Origin of the sequence: Desulfobacula sp. (assembly GCF_030145145.1) — a bacterium.
GTDB lineage: Bacteria > Desulfobacterota > Desulfobacteria > Desulfobacterales > Desulfobacteraceae > Desulfobacula.
Genome location: NZ_JAQYWD010000009.1, coordinates 84046 through 98896, shown reverse-complemented (window position 1 = coordinate 98896; position 14851 = coordinate 84046). Strand labels below are relative to the sequence as shown.

Sequence of the window (14851 nt, the reverse complement as noted above, 5' to 3'; positions counted from 1 at the left end):
GTTCAATGGATTTAATGGTTATTTTATTAATTGTTGCAGGTCTTGTTGGGTTAGTACTGTTTTATTTTATTTTTTCTTATTTAGCCCTGTGGTTACAGGCATTGGTGTCCGGTGCAAAGGTCGGGTTGATCAATATTATTTTTATGCGGTTCAGAAAAGTGCCGGCAAAGCTGATTGTTGAATCTAAAATCATGGCAGTCAAAGCCGGTATTGACATCCCCACGGACAGCCTGGAGTCCCACTTTCTTGCCGGCGGGAATGTCAGCCGGGTGGTCCAGGCCCTCATTGCAGCAGACAAGGCCAATATAGAACTGACCTTTAACCGGGCCGTTGCCATAGATCTGGCCGGCCGGGATGTGCTTGAGGCGGTTCAGATGTCCGTCAATCCCAAGGTCATTGAAACCCCCCTGGTGGCCGCCATGGCAAAAGATGGTATCCAGTTGAAAGCCATTTCCCGGGTCACGGTTCGCGCCAATATTGACCGCCTTGTGGGCGGGGCCGGAGCTGAAACCATTCTGGCAAGGGTGGGGGAAGGGATTGTCACCACCATCGGATCCGCTGTCACCCACAAAGAAGTACTGGAAAACCCGGATATGATCTCCAAAACCGTCCTGAAAAAAGGATTGGATGCCGGAACCGCCTATGAAATCTTATCCATTGATATTGCCGATGTGGATGTGGGCAAAAACATCGGGGCTGAACTGGAAACCGACCGGGCCGAGGCCGACAAGAAAATTGCCCAGGCAAAAGCCGAGGAAAAACGGGCCATGGCCTTTGCCCAGGAACAGGAAATGAGAGCCCGGGTTCAGGAAATGCGGGCCAAGGTTGTTGAAGCTGAGGCCCAGGTGCCCCTGGCCATGGCAGAAGCTTTCAGAAGCGGTAATCTGGGGATCATGGATTATTATAGAATGAAAAATATTTCTGCAGATACACGGATGCGGGACCAGATTGCCACACCGGAATCAGGCCCTGAAAAATAACTTAAACAAGCCGGTCCCCTGACCCGATAACGGGCCAGGGACCGGTTACTTGAAAACTCAACTTTCGGTCTTTCACTTTAATAACCAAACGCGAAAGTTGAGCTAAAAGGATTCCCCCATGGATTTTGATTCCATCATCACCATTCTTTTTATTATTGGCTTTTTTATATTGCCATCCATTTTAAAGCAGTTTCAGGCTCGAAAAAAAAAGACGGCAGCACCGAAAACACCGAAAAAGAATCCCTCCTTGCTTGACCGGGTCGGTGAACAGATCAGCCAATTTATCCAGGGACTTGAACAACAGGGCCAGCAATCCCAACCAACAGAAAAGACCCCGGATACCTTGTGGGATACACTGGCCGAAGACAATGATGGTGCTTCTGATATGGACACCACCGGTGAAGATGCGGATATGGATGGCACCCCGCCCCTTGTCCCCCCGGACAAGGTCGCTCCTGAAAAGGGGGTTTTGCCGGAAGAAAGACCTCGGTATCGGTCCCGGAGAGAATCCGGGTCTCCCGGGAAACCCATACGCCGGTTGGAAGGGCCTTATTGTTTCAAATCCAACCCCCTTCAAAATGCCGTTATCTGGTTGGAAATCCTATCCAAACCCGTGGGATTAAGGGATGAATAAAAAAAGTGGCCCGTTATTCTTCCATATACTGTTTAAAAATCTTTTCATGGGAGATATATCTTTCCCTGTCAGGATCTGTAAGATAGTTTCGGATGGCACCCACCCGCTTTAATATTTCATTTTCCGCCCGTTTTCTCATTTCCTTTTTTGTCTGGATAATGTTTTCCTTAAGATTTGGTGTCCGTTCTGTGGCATAGTATTTTTCGCTTTTCAATTTTATCCGCATCGCGATGAGATCTTCCCGCTTCTGGTTATGTTCGTCATCCAGAAACAGGACTTCCGGCATTAAATCGGCAAAATGGGTGACGGCAATGATGTCTTTTTTCCGTTGCCAGTATCCCATTACAAATTCAGGTTCAAGGTCCTTATAATTCTGTAAGGGCATGTACATTCTCCTCAGGTATAACAGCACTTTTTCCGTCTTTTTCCTGTGCCCGCCGATAATGACGGAACCGCCAACCTCATCTTTTCTAACCCCTTTGGTCCAGGGAGCGCCGGTGATACCAAAATCGATGCACAGGGGAATTCTTAACAATGCGGAAAGCGTATTCAAGGCAAGGGCATAACCCGCGGATGGTCCCCCGACATTATAGGACGCGGAAAGCAGTTGATGGTGAATGGAATATCGCTGTAAAAAATCTCCAAAAATCCATGGAATACTGTAATTGGGCGACAACTCCTGAATATAGTTTTTCACCATGGTCAACGCTTCCTGGGCAGATTGTTTTGTCATTTGAACCGCCATGTCAAGTTCCGCCGAATTGGCTGAAGAAGAGGATACCGCACCCGTGACAATAATCTGGGATCCGTCCACTCTTCCAGTGAGGCTGGTGGCTATGGGCAGCAGCATCCCGGTGAGATCATTGGCGCCCACACCAATGATAAACCCGACCTGGGGTTCTTGGCTCAACTCTGTTTCCAGAAATTCATTGAGCTGGATAGACCCTTTTCTTACGGGACTTTGAGAAATTTCCCTTCGCGCGGATTCCAGATGGGCTTCCACAAGGGGATAGTCTTGTTCCGAATAGATATGATCGACGTAGACAAGGATCTGGGCATAATGGGCAACAAAATTTTTAATATCATTTTTAATGTTTGACTTTATCAGGGGGGGCGCCTTGACCGCATCAAGAATGCCGATGATGGTTTTAAAATTCAGCTTGATAAAATCCCATTTTTCCTCCTGGGTGGATTTTTTCAACTGGCGAAGCTTTAACAGGACCTTGTATTCTGTACTGCACAGGGCAATGGCCTTTTCCGTAAAAGACGTATAGTCCGCCGGGGTGTTACAGATGCCCTGGGCGGTCTCAATAATTTTTTCAATTTTAAACTGGCGATTATGGGGCAGGGTTTCAAATCGCTTTTTAATAATGTCAAAGATGTCTTTTTGTCTCATGTGGCCGGATATTTCAAGGGTTTTTAATCGTTTTGAACGGATCAGGGCAGGATCAAGGATGTCCAGACGATTGGTGGTCAGAACGGTAAAGACCTTATTGAGGGGAATTTCCCCATCAATAATATTTAAGAATTTATTGGTTAATGCATCCGATGGTTGACCCCCTGTGGCACTTCTTCGGGGGGCCAGGGCATCACCCTCATCAAAAAAAATGATCGTGGGAGCAATCATTTTTGCAATATCATAGACTTTTTCAAGATTTGAGACAGCGCCGTGAACCGGGCTTGACGGGTCCTGGAGAGCCGAAGGGCTCGTGGCAATATCATGAACCTTGAGGTTTGAAGACAACCATGTCCGGACAAGAAATGTCTTCCCACTGCCCGGCGGTCCGGTCAGAACAACACCTTTTTCCTCACTGATCCCATAACTGAAACAATTATTGGCCATTTCAGAAAATTTATCTTTGATATCCCCCACATACTCATCCCATTTAACCGTTCGATCCATTCGGTCAACGACCTTGTTGTATAATTCACCATAGACATTTTTGGCCACCAGTTGAAATGCATTTCTGACCAGGATACTGCTATCCAGGAAATCAAGGATGAAATCCCCCCGGATATTGATAATGGATTCAATGAGTTTTCTGACGTAGGCCGGGCTTATTTTAAGGCTTCTTTCTTTAAACACCTCGTATATTTTCCGGGTTGCATCATCAAGGCTGTCGGAATCCGGGGCATACGTTGTGGGGATCTGGTGCCGTTTGATTTCAAGGTAAATAATTTTTTTCAAATTTTCTGCATTCATCCAGTATTTGGCCATATCAATGATACACCCTTTTTCCACAAACCGCCGGTATATGGCGGAATCAAATCGATGGGTCTGGTCACTGGTGGCAATAATGAAACAGTCTCTTCTTCCCTCAATAATTTCATCCAGTACAATATTGGAGGTATCAATCAGGGTCCGCTGCTGTTTTTCAGCGCCGCCACTGCCAGGGGAGCTCTCGGACTTTCCAAAGGCAGAATGGGCTTCTTCGATGTGTCGGATGGACGTGACTTTTGGGTGACCCATGGCCCGTTTAAAATAATTACCCGGTTCTCCTGATAACGCCGTTTGATAGTCATTGGGTGTGATAATAGAGGAATCCACCGTAATCCCGCGTTCTTCAAAGTAGGTCAGGTTGTTCATGATTCGCTTTTTAAACAGGAACCGTAACACCGGAATTTGAGCCAGGCGGCTGTAAAAGACCTGCTTTCTTTTTTTTGCAATCTTCATGGCAAATTCAGGGTCCACATCTTCCAGGCTGGTAAACAGACTGTGATTTGCCAGGATTTCTTCTTTTTTCTTTTTCCAGTCCACCATGGGAATCACTTCATTCCTGAACACCACCTTTTCCAATGTTTCCCTGACCGTAGCACTCTTGCCGCTGCCGGAAGTGCCCTCTATGAGAACGATGGGGGCTTTAGGAACATCCGGGTCTTCAATATGTTCTTTCCGGATATGGACCCGGTATATCTTGTCAAACGTTTCTTCCAGTTCAAAGGGAACATGGAGGTCGGTTAATTCTTTATCTAACACCGCAATCAAATAATGATATTCCGGTTTTGTCAGTTCTTTTTCAATGATCATGTTCCAGGAGGCGCCGGGGTTTGTCTCCCCGGAGTATAAAAATCGCTTTTTCCAGTCCCTGAGAATCTCCGGGTTGTTTAACACATTCATTTTTCTTTTTTTCCGTCTCATAAAAAAGAGAAAAAAGAAGGACTCTTTTAAAAATGAAATAAAGGGGTGAACAACTTTGTACTGGTTCAGACGGGATCGGACAAATGCTTTGGTGTCATAACTCCATGCGTTTACAAGATTTTCTAACTTCTTTATGGATTCTTCCGGAAGCCTGATCAATGTTTTTTCTTTTGTCGTTCTTTTGGCCATACCCTTCTCCCTGAATAAAATGAAATCAACCTGGGGTTAAGTTTTTTTAATCAGCCTGTGGTAATGTCGTTGCCTGGCCTTCTCCCAACAGGACAGGGGGGCGGGAGTCAGGCAGGGAAGGCAGGGTTAAAGAAGGTGGTTGCCCTGCACCATGGAGGACAAACGTTTTTTGATCAGATTGATTTTTTTCATAGGCCGTGGCCCATTTTTGCTGGGATAAAAACTCAAACAATGCCGGGTTGACACGTTGCTTGTCAGACCCGCCCAAGGCAAGGTGGAGGGATCGGATCCCTTCTAGATAGGCTGTATACAATTTCTTAATCCTCTCGGCTTCCTGGTCTGCCGCATAATTATCGGCTTCCGCGATGAGCTGACGTCGTTTTTTCTCTTCGGTTGCTTCAACCAGTTTATCGCCGAACCGGGTTTCATTGATCACAAAACTAACCACCTCAATCCCGTACTTTCCTTCGATGGTCGGGCCGTTTTTGTTGATGGGGCGATTTTTCAATGCCTGGAAAATAATCTCTTTTATTCGTTCCCTTTCACTGATCAGTTTATTGACTTCCTGGGCTTGCAGTGTATCTTTGGCAATACCATCAAAATCCCCCTGGAGAAGAATTTCAGCTGAAAGATTCTCAATCCCCCAGACCTTTAAATCTGTTATTTTAAACGTCATCAAAGCAGATGTCCAAAGGGCGACGTTTTCCTGGGAAATAATTTTTATGGGGGCCGAACTGCCACCCAGATACAAATTTTGATTCATCAAGGGGACTTCTTTTTCAAGTCGGGTGAAAAAAGGAAGCCTGTAATGCCAGCCAAGATCGGTCACCGCCTGTCGTTTCCCGCCAAACTGTTCAAGGATAACCGCATAATTGAGCTTGACCTTGTAAATGACCTTGGTTGAATACACCACCGCAGCCAAAGAATATAAAACAGCGATAATAAAACAGACAAATGCGATTCTTCTGATTAAGGTCATCACCCGTGCCCGCTGAAGAAATACTTGTGAGGACTGATCCGTCATAGCTGCTCCTTTCTTTTAATAAAACCCAAGTGTTGTGAAAAAGACAGTTCCGTTGATAAATAGTTAACACATGAAATTTACTTGATGAATCCGCGATCAAATGGAAAAAATAGCCGTATGAAGTTCAATATGGGCCAAGTATACATCAAGACATCTGATGAGTCAAAAATTATTTACGGCAAACTAATTATGGCAATCGGTCAAGTGGGATCGGAAAGCAGATTGGCAAAAATCCTTGGGATAACCAGTTTTTCATGACAGGATACCACTGATAATACCGGATTGAGTCGGTCCCTCAAAAGACAGCCGCTTGATATGACTTATTCCGTTTGCGGTGAGCATGTCTGAAATTTCAGTCTCACTGTAAGACTGGCCTTCCGGGGTTCCCAGGTACATATTAATGGAAAAAAGTGCGGGAAATAACGGCCCGTCCCTGGTATCGTTCAAGATAAAATCATGGATAAAAATTTTGCTGCCGGGTTTCAGGGCTGAAACCGCTTTTTGAATAATGTCGCTGGCCTGATCAGGCCCTTCACCGTGAAGGATATGGGAAAGCCAGGCAGCATCAAAGGAATTGGGAAACCGAATATCGTCTTCAATATAATTTCCTGAAATAAAATCGACCCGATCTGATGCATTAAATTGTTTAATGGTTCTTTCGGCAAAAGGGCGGGTGGTCTCAAGGTCATAGACAGACGCGGTCAATCCGGGATTGGCCAGGCAAAAATGAATGGCAAAGGTCCCGGGCCCCCCGCCGAAATCAATCAGGCGCCTGCATCCTGACAAATCCAATGCTTTTGACAGGCCGGGTGCAATGGCCATCCCCATGTTGAACATGCCCATGAGAAAGCTTTCACGCCAGTCATCATCGGAAAAAGAAGACCGGTTCCGGGTGGGCTTGCCTTCAAGAATAGCGGTATCCATTTTATGCCAGGATTCCATCAAATGATGGTGGTGAAGGATCATAAACCCGATATAGTGTTTGGATGTTTTTGAAAGAAAGGTTAAGGCCGGGGGAGAATTGGTATAGGTGTCATTTTCCTTCACAAGAAGCGCCATTGCGGACAAGGCATTCAACAGCATGACAAGCCCCCTTTTGTCCGTCCTCAGCCGTTCATTGATATCATCAGCGGATAAGACCTCTGATCCAATCGTCGTAAAAACATCCAGTTTTACACCCGTATGAAGGGTGCAGGTTTTCCAATAATAGCCTGACATTTCAAGAAGACTTCCCGGATTCCACTCAAATGATTTCATAATGACTCCTTTTTTATGCTATTGTATGCGGACGAGGTCCTTGGAATTCGATTTTTGAATATCAAAAACAACAGATAAAATGGAGGCTTTCTTTGCCATGAAAAATAAATATCCGGGCATACTGTTGATGTGTTGGCTTATGGTGATAATCGTTTGCACCAGTCATGCCCAAAATATTTCAACGGATGAAATCCACCTTACCATTCCGCGTAATGTCATCCTCAATATGATTGAAGCGGCCTTACCGCTGAACCTTGAAAAAGGGCCTTATTTTAAAGGCGACTTATGGATTCACACCATTGAGCACCTCACCATCGGTTCGGATAAGGTGGCCTTTGACATGAATCTCCGGGGCAACAACATCAAATTTGAAACCCGGTTGGGTCGTCAGGCCCTGTTGATGGATATCGGCGACTTAAATGTCGTTTTCAACTGCACCCTTTCTTTACGGTATGACCCGCCCAACCGCCTGCTGTATATTACCCCTTATCTGTCACAAAAACAGGATAAAAACAACGGTGGACAGATAGCGGCTAACCTGCTTCAATTGCTATCACTGGCCAACGGGGTGGAATATGCCATGGAAATTAAAAAGTTCCAGCCCGTTATCACCCAAATATGCAACGACCAGTTCCATATTGATCTGCATCTTACCAGTATCCATACGGAAAGTGGAACCGTCCATATCAGCGGCCAGCCAAAACTTAGAAAGATCCCCCCGCCGACCCCGTCCTAATTGTCCGGCAAACTGTCTGGAGAATCGGAGTCTAATGGATTATTCTTAATGCTGTGCTTGTCACCGGCCAGATGACGTTTAAGCTTTTCCTTGTGCTTTTGAATTTGTAATTTTACTTTGTCCGCCACCGCGTCAATGGACGAATACATGTTTTCGGATGCTTCTTTGGCATGGATATGAAATTTATCACTTTTAAGTCTTATTTCAGTTATGTGTCGAATTTTTTCAACAGAGAGAACAACATCTGCTTCCGTAGAGCTATCCAGCATTTTGTCAAACCGACCAAATTTTTCTTGGATTTTTGATTTCAGGGCATCTGAAGAGTCAATGTTTTTAAATGTAATGGATATGTGCATAAGAACCTCCTGAAAAAAGTGAATTTCTGTATTTCACATTACCACATCCCAAAATCACTCACAAGGGATTTAATCCCCTCACGCACCGGTTATATCGCCTCAAGGGCTTGTGCGACATCATTGCAAATATCTTCAGCATGCTCCACACCAAGGGAAAATCGCAGCAGTTGAGGATCGGCCAGTTTGTTTTTAAGCGCCGGGGAAAAGGAAATATACTGGGATGAATACGGATGAATAATCAAGGTTTTGCAGTCACCGAGATTGGCGATATTTAAAATCATATCCAGATGATCAATGAACTTGAAACACGCTGCCTGATCCTTTAGCCCAAAGGTCAGCATGGCACCGAAGCCTTTGTTGCAAAACTGTGTTTTGGCCATCTCATGACACCCATGATCCTCAAACCCCGGGAAATTGACCCATTCAACCTTTGGCTGGTCTTTGAGAAAATCGGCCACCCTTATGGCATTTTCCATATGACGTTCCATGCGAAGGCCTAAGGTATTCAATCCAATGGCGGTCAGATAGGAATGGAGGGGGGCAGGCGTGGTACCAAAATTGACATGAATCTCTTTGAACAACCGGTGCAGAAAGGCAAGACGTCCCCTTTGTTCAACAAAGGGCGCAAAATCAGAAAATCTTTCACGGGTCCAGTCAAAGTTTCCGGCATCCACCACCACGCCCCCCAGTGCACCGCCATGACCGGACAGGTACTTGGTGGTTGAATGCAGCACAATGTCTGCCCCCAGTTCAATGGGCCGGCAAAGCCAGGGGGAAGCCAGGGTGTTATCGATCATCAGCGGGATGCCCTTTGTGTGGGAAATCTGTGCAATCTGTTTGATATCGGCAATTTCCATTCCCGGGTTGGTGATGGTTTCCATATAAACAAAGCGTGTCTTTTCATTGATGGCCTGCTCAATATCATCAAGATTCAACGGATCAACCAGTCGAACGCGAATGCCGTATTTTTTAAAAATAGTGGTAAAAAGTGTATAGGAAGACATGAAAAGAGATCTGCTGGCGACAAATTCATCTCCCGATCGAAGCAGGGTCATGCAGGCATTGTTAATGGCGGCCATGCCGGAACCTGTTGCCACAGCACCTGCACCGGATTCCAGGGCAGCCAGCTTTTGTTCAAGAAACCGGTTTGTCGGATTGCTCAACCGCATATAAATATGGTCCTGGGTTTCACCGGCAAACGTTTTGCTCAAGCTTTCGGCGCTCTCATGGTAATGGGCAGCGCTTTGAAAAATGGGAGGAAGGGTTGCACCCGACCATCCATCTCCTGTTTCCCCTTCATGAATTGCCCGTGTTTCAAAATGATAATTATTTTTTTTTTGCATTATTCGGTTATTCCTTTTGTCCTTTTGCTTTGATAAACATCCACTCAACTTTCGGACGTTAGCTTTAATCAATGGGGTCAGGCTTTTTTTATTGTGCTTTTTATACTATTTCATAACCAGACGGGTAAAAAGTGCCATAAGGAAAGCCTGACCCCATGTAGAAATGACCAACTCCGAAAGTTGAGACATCAAGTATCAAATGGCGGCTTTTTTTGTCAATATTTACTTTATTATGTCGACAAATCAAGTGACATTCTTTCGGAAAGAGATTATACTTTGAACAGGATATCAGCCTTAACAAAACAGGCTGAAAAGGAGGCGAAAATGAATATTAAAAAAATACTGAACCCGGTTGATGGGTCAGATCATTCAATGCGCTCAACCCAGAATACCATTGAACTTGCAAAACTGTTAGATGCCAGAATCATCCTGCTGCACTGCCATGCACGGTTTCCCATTGTCCTGGCAGAACCGTATTTCCAGCAGGCCATTGATGAAATCAACAAATCATCGGAAGCGCTTGTCCAGCCCTTTTTAGAACTGCTTCAACAAGGAGATGTCGCATTTGATATCCGTATTCTTGAAGGGGCTCCAGGCAACAAAATACCCGAGGTGGCCAGGATTGAAAAAATCGACCTGATCGTTATGGGGTCAAGAGGGGTTACGGATTTTACCGGATTGCTTCTCGGCAGTGTCGCCCACCAGGTGCTTCATAAGGCAGAATGTCCCGTTTTTATAACAAAATAGTGCTGGCACTGAAGCACTGAAACCCTTGGCAGACGAACTTCAAAACGGAAGCCATTTATATGCAAAGACAGATGGCTTTCTTTCGTTAATAAAAACCCTGACACCCCTGCCGAATCCAGTGCGGGGCCGCAGGGAAGAGCATCGCCAACATTCAAGAGACATCAGATGGGACAAACGGAACCAAATGGTTCTTATGTGTGCTGTGGATAAAATATATACGGAGATTCTTACTCCCTAAAAATATGAACCAAACAAGAAGGAACCAAGCGATGCTTGACAAAACGGATCCTGCCATGGTTTGCTGCGGTCGTCCCGTTACCCATAAAGAAATAAAAATTGTACAGGAAACTGTCCAGCTGTTTTCCAATTTAAGTCGTTCTGAATTAACAGAAACAATTTGTGAACATTTGAACTGGCGGACAGCTGCGGGCAGCAATAAACAGGATGCCTGCCTGAAGATGTTGGAAAAATTAGAAGCCAAGGGGATTTTGCACCTTCCTGAAAAAAAAATTCAAGGCAAACCAAACAAACAAACCATCGTATTCACTTCCAGAACGAACCCCCAACCAGTTATCAATAGCATCGCCGGTAATTTCTGTAGTATTCATCTGGAGGTCGTAACAGACAAGGAGAATATCACACTCTGGAATGAGTATATGTTGCGGTATCATTATCTTGGCTATAGCCGGCCATTTGGATATGTTATACGGTATTTCATCAACAATGACCACACCACTCTGGGTTGCATATTATTTTCAGGAGCAGCAAAATCAATGCAGGCAAGAGACAAATGGATCGGATGGACAACCAACCAACGACTGAACAATTTGGCATGGGTGATTAATAACTCTCGATTTTTGATTTTTCCCTGGGTCACCATCAAGAATCTTGCCAGTCACACATTGGGGAAGATTGCCCGCAGAATACGAGATGACTGGCATGAAAAATGGGGGTTTCAGCCGGTTTTAATGGAGACCTTTGTTGATCCACAATTTTTCCATGGAACCTGCTATCAAGCTGCCAACTGGGAATACCTTGGCATGACCACCGGTAAGGGGCTCGTCCGCAAGGACAAATCATATAAAACCAGCCCAAAAAAAATTTATACGAGGCCTTTGATTAAAGATTTTCGCAAAATTCTATGTTCAGAAAATTTGGTCCGAGAGGGGGAGCAAGATCTCCAAACACCTCAATCTGTTGACTGAATATGCTGAAGAACGTCTCGAACGACTGGCGGCAGAAGCTACCAGCAAGGCCGAGATTGATTTTCTTTGATTTCATGTCCTCTGCGATTTCAACCGGTTAACGGGTAAGAAAGACGGCAGGTTTTGTAAAAGATGGATGAAATTACAAATCACTTTTTGCTGATATTTTGACATACAATGATATTTTTGATATCACGCCATGACGTACAGGTCATTCTGTAGCTGCGGGCTGGGCAATAGGAGTTGGAAATGCCGATATAACCCTTGATGACCTTATAAAATAAGCAGATGATGCGCTTGCCCTGGCCAAAAAAACCGACAGGGATAAAATACTTACCCAGGAAGCCCTTTAAAGACCTGACCATGACCTCTAAAAATGAGTTTTCAGCCGTCACCACCACCGCCATTGTTTTATTGTGCATCATATTCGGTGCCAATCCTGTGGCCGTTAAAATCACCCTGGCCGGATTGGGATCTTTCACAAATGCAGGTATTCGATTTGCCATTGCCGCAGTTGTTATCCTATTGTGGGCCCTGTTGAGTCGGCAACCGTTAAAAATACAAAAACACTTATGGGGCTCGACCCTTACCCTGGGAATGATTTTGGCGACTCAAATGTCCCTGTTTTACATTGGCATGACCAAAACCAATGCCTCCCACGGTGCCCTGATCACCAATTTGCTCCCCTTTCTTGTGCTTGTTTTATCCCATTTTTTTATTCCCGGAGACCGTATCACCCCCAGAAAAGTGGTGGGCATGTTAATGGGGTTTTCCGGCGTTTTTTTGATCCTCATGGACAAGGAAGGGATGGGATCTGGATACCAGACCGGTGACCTGATTGTCCTGGCGGCGGTTTTTGTGTGGGCCTGCCGAATCATTTTCACAAAAAAGGTGATCCAGGATTTTGAGCCCTTCCACCTGGTCCTCTATCCGTTCTTGCTTGCAGCCCCCCTGTTGCTGGCCTGCGGGGTACTATTGGACCCAGCCATGGTGATCCGACTGGATCGGACCATTATCTGGGCCCTGCTATACCAGAGCATCGCCATCGCCTCTTTGGGCTTTGTGGCCTGGAATACATTATTAAAACAATATGGTGCCGCTTCACTGCATTCATTTGTTTTTTTGATGCCCATCGCCGGGGTATGCTTTGGATGGCTAATTCTGGGCGAACCTGTGACGTCTCATCTTCTGGCCGCGCTGGCACTGGTGACAACCGGGTTGATGGTTCTTCACTTAAAATTGCCAGGCTTCCCATAAATTAGCGGTTTGCCCCCCCTTTTTTCCCGGATGCATGAGGTTTAGTCTTGAAAAAAATACGGCATTCGATATAGTGGTAGACATGAAACTACAGGTTCCCGGCAAATCAATACCCGCCCTTTTTATTATTGTTGTCATCTGCTTATGGCTCCCCTATGCTGTCAGCTCAGAACCGTCAGCGTCAAAAATGATATTGACCCAGGCTGTCATGTGTGAATCCATTGAAAATTTTAAACCGGTTAACCCGGCCGTGGTTTTTTCCATCTCCCAGGGGGAGGTTTTCTGTTTTTCAAATTTTGATCCGGTGTTTGAAAAAACCTATATTTTTCACAAATGGTATAAAAAAGATAAATTGATTTTCACCATGCGGCTGACCCTTTCTCCACCCAAATGGTCTTCTTTCAGCAGTATGCAGATCCGGAATGCGGACAAGGGGCCCTGGCGTGTCGAAATACGGGATGTTGATGACACCCTATTGAAAACCTTAAGATTCAGCATGGCAGACTGATTGATGATGGAACCGTTTTTTTATTTATTCTCCGGGCTTCGCTGGCAGGATGCACTGGATATACTGCTGAACAGCTATATTTTATTTCGGCTCTATGTGCTTTTCCGGGGAACCAATGTCATCCGGGTACTGGTGGCCGTTTGTGCGCTCTGGGCCGTCAGTCAGACCGCCGTCCCTTTAGGCCTGATCATAACCAACTGGGCCATGCAGGGCTTTATTACCGTGGCAGCCTTTATTATCATTATTATTTTCAGAAATGAAATCTCCAGCGTTCTGCAGACCAAAGATCTGAAATCCATTTTATGGGGAATCCCCCGATATCAATTTCATACCCCTTTGAATATCATTGTTGAAAGTGTGTATGAACTGGCGGAAAAAAAAATCGGTGCCATGATCGTGCTGCCCTTAAAGCAAGGACTGGCCTCGGTCGTTCAAGGGGGGGTTCGGCTGAATGGCCGGTTGTCACAGGAAATCCTGGTGAGCATTTTCTGGCCCGACAATCCCGTCCACGACGGTGCCACGATCATACAGGGGGATCGGATCATCAGCGCTGGTCAGATTCTTCCCTTGTCAAAAAGAGGGGACTTGCCCTCTTTTTTCGGAACCCGGCACCGGGCGGCCTCCGGGCTGACAGAATTAACAGATGCTCTGGTCATTGTTGTTTCAGAAGAACGGGGAAAGGTTTCCCTGTTCAAAGAAAATCAATTCTATGCCATTAAAAACCGGGCCGATCTTGAAAAACAACTCCGGGAACATACCGGAGATGATTCATCAAAAAAAGGATTTAGACATCAGACCATCGAACTTGTCACGGCTGGAACGATCTGCCTGTTCTGCATTACTGGTATCTGGCTCCGCTTTTCAACAGGGATGGAAACCTTTGCCACACAGGATGTTCCAGTGGAGTTTATGAACCCGGATCAAAAAATGGAAATCATCTCTTCTTCTGCATCCAATGTTAAGCTTTTGATCAGCGGTGCCAAGCCGCTAATCAATGCCATCAAACCGGATCAGATCAAGGTCAAACTCAACCTGACCCATTCTGTGGTCGGCATGAACAAACTGTCCATCACCCGGGAAAACATTGTACTTCCCCCGGGGATCCGGTTGAAAAAGATAGACCCCACAGAACTGGATATCAGCCTGGATACCCTGATGAAAAAAGACCTCCCCATCCAGCCGTACTGGATAGGAAAACTGCCCAAAGGGCTTGTCATGACAGAGGCAAAGGCCATTCCCCAAACCATTCGGGTCATTGGCGGGGGGTTGATACTCCAGGACATGGCCACCCTTTTCACAGAACCGATCTCATTGGACACACTCACGGAGTCCGGTACAGCCTCGGTTGGTCTGGTTTTAAACCCGGCATCCCTTAAATTGGAAAACAACAATAAAATCCAGATTCAATATCTTATTTCAAAAAAACCAGAAGGGAAACAGGACGGCGACTAAACGGTATCCCCGGGGCAGTTTAAT

Annotated in this window: 13 protein-coding genes; 8 read left to right on the top strand and 5 right to left on the bottom strand. The window is 45.6% G+C overall.

All coding sequences use genetic code 11. The annotated features are described in order from the left end of the window. The first annotated feature begins 5 nt into the window (after positions 1–5). Positions 6–980 (top strand): flotillin-like protein FloA, encoded by a 975-nt coding sequence (floA, locus tag Q1Q15_RS06885; RefSeq protein WP_300457930.1) that lies wholly within the window; start codon positions 6–8, stop codon positions 978–980. 118 nt (positions 981–1098) lie between these two features. Beyond that, positions 1099–1614 carry a hypothetical protein gene (locus tag Q1Q15_RS06880; protein WP_300457929.1) on the top strand — a complete coding sequence of 172 codons (516 nt, stop codon included), beginning with the start codon at positions 1099–1101 and terminating at the stop codon, positions 1612–1614. 13 nt (positions 1615–1627) lie between these two features. On the opposite strand, the gene Q1Q15_RS06875 is transcribed toward Q1Q15_RS06880, so the two are convergent. The 3 genes from Q1Q15_RS06875 to Q1Q15_RS06865 form a co-directional block, all read right to left on the bottom strand. After that, positions 1628–4942 (bottom strand): AAA family ATPase, encoded by a 3315-nt coding sequence (locus Q1Q15_RS06875; protein WP_300457927.1) that lies wholly within the window; start codon positions 4940–4942, stop codon positions 1628–1630. A gap of 46 nt (positions 4943–4988) precedes the next feature. Next, entirely contained in the window at positions 4989–5966 is a 978-nt protein-coding gene (locus tag Q1Q15_RS06870) for an SPFH domain-containing protein (protein WP_300457926.1), read from the bottom strand. A gap of 252 nt (positions 5967–6218) precedes the next feature. Continuing rightward, on the bottom strand, positions 6219–7223 hold the full coding sequence (locus Q1Q15_RS06865) for a methyltransferase (protein ID WP_300457925.1): 1005 nt from the start codon (positions 7221–7223) through the stop codon (positions 6219–6221). Positions 7224–7320: 97 nt separating this feature from the next. Between Q1Q15_RS06865 and Q1Q15_RS06860 the strand changes: the two genes are divergently transcribed. Beyond that, positions 7321–7959: a hypothetical protein gene (locus Q1Q15_RS06860; RefSeq protein ID WP_300457924.1), complete on the top strand. Its 639-nt coding sequence runs from the start codon at positions 7321–7323 to the stop codon at positions 7957–7959. Here the strand turns inward: Q1Q15_RS06860 and raiA are convergent. After that, positions 7956–8315 (bottom strand): ribosome-associated translation inhibitor RaiA, encoded by a 360-nt coding sequence (raiA, locus tag Q1Q15_RS06855; RefSeq protein ID WP_300457923.1) that lies wholly within the window; start codon positions 8313–8315, stop codon positions 7956–7958. The genes Q1Q15_RS06860 and raiA overlap by 4 nt on opposite strands. Positions 8316–8404: 89 nt before the next feature. Continuing rightward, entirely contained in the window at positions 8405–9658 is a 1254-nt protein-coding gene (locus tag Q1Q15_RS06850) for an aminotransferase class I/II-fold pyridoxal phosphate-dependent enzyme (RefSeq protein ID WP_300457922.1), read from the bottom strand. A gap of 324 nt (positions 9659–9982) precedes the next feature. On the opposite strand from Q1Q15_RS06850, the gene Q1Q15_RS06845 reads away from it, so the two are divergent. The 5 genes from Q1Q15_RS06845 (at position 9983) to Q1Q15_RS06825 (ending at position 14827) form a co-directional block, all read left to right on the top strand. Then, positions 9983–10405: a universal stress protein gene (locus tag Q1Q15_RS06845; protein WP_300457920.1), complete on the top strand. Its 423-nt coding sequence runs from the start codon at positions 9983–9985 to the stop codon at positions 10403–10405. Between the two features lie 269 nt (positions 10406–10674). Further along, positions 10675–11610: a DUF4338 domain-containing protein gene (locus Q1Q15_RS06840; RefSeq protein WP_300457918.1), complete on the top strand. Its 936-nt coding sequence runs from the start codon at positions 10675–10677 to the stop codon at positions 11608–11610. A 297-nt stretch (positions 11611–11907) separates the two neighbouring features. Further along, positions 11908–12867 carry a DMT family transporter gene (locus Q1Q15_RS06835; RefSeq protein WP_300457916.1) on the top strand — a complete coding sequence of 320 codons (960 nt, stop codon included), beginning with the start codon at positions 11908–11910 and terminating at the stop codon, positions 12865–12867. Between the two features lie 34 nt (positions 12868–12901). Further along, positions 12902–13375: a DUF2914 domain-containing protein gene (locus Q1Q15_RS06830; RefSeq protein WP_300457914.1), complete on the top strand. Its 474-nt coding sequence runs from the start codon at positions 12902–12904 to the stop codon at positions 13373–13375. Between the two features lie 3 nt (positions 13376–13378). Beyond that, entirely contained in the window at positions 13379–14827 is a 1449-nt protein-coding gene (locus Q1Q15_RS06825) for a diadenylate cyclase (protein ID WP_300457912.1), read from the top strand. Positions 14828–14851: the final 24 nt, after the last annotated feature.

Coding starts and splice junctions, on each gene's coding strand:
- floA (WP_300457930.1), top strand. CDS start 6: ATGGATTTAATGGTTATTTTATTAATTGTTGCAGGTCTTGTTGGGTTA.
- Q1Q15_RS06880 (WP_300457929.1), top strand. CDS start 1,099: ATGGATTTTGATTCCATCATCACCATTCTTTTTATTATTGGCTTTTTT.
- Q1Q15_RS06875 (WP_300457927.1), bottom strand. CDS start 4,942: ATGGCCAAAAGAACGACAAAAGAAAAAACATTGATCAGGCTTCCGGAA.
- Q1Q15_RS06870 (WP_300457926.1), bottom strand. CDS start 5,966: ATGACGGATCAGTCCTCACAAGTATTTCTTCAGCGGGCACGGGTGATG.
- Q1Q15_RS06865 (WP_300457925.1), bottom strand. CDS start 7,223: ATGAAATCATTTGAGTGGAATCCGGGAAGTCTTCTTGAAATGTCAGGC.
- Q1Q15_RS06860 (WP_300457924.1), top strand. CDS start 7,321: ATGAAAAATAAATATCCGGGCATACTGTTGATGTGTTGGCTTATGGTG.
- raiA (WP_300457923.1), bottom strand. CDS start 8,315: ATGCACATATCCATTACATTTAAAAACATTGACTCTTCAGATGCCCTG.
- Q1Q15_RS06850 (WP_300457922.1), bottom strand. CDS start 9,658: ATGCAAAAAAAAAATAATTATCATTTTGAAACACGGGCAATTCATGAA.
- Q1Q15_RS06845 (WP_300457920.1), top strand. CDS start 9,983: ATGAATATTAAAAAAATACTGAACCCGGTTGATGGGTCAGATCATTCA.
- Q1Q15_RS06840 (WP_300457918.1), top strand. CDS start 10,675: ATGCTTGACAAAACGGATCCTGCCATGGTTTGCTGCGGTCGTCCCGTT.
- Q1Q15_RS06830 (WP_300457914.1), top strand. CDS start 12,902: ATGAGGTTTAGTCTTGAAAAAAATACGGCATTCGATATAGTGGTAGAC.
- Q1Q15_RS06825 (WP_300457912.1), top strand. CDS start 13,379: ATGATGGAACCGTTTTTTTATTTATTCTCCGGGCTTCGCTGGCAGGAT.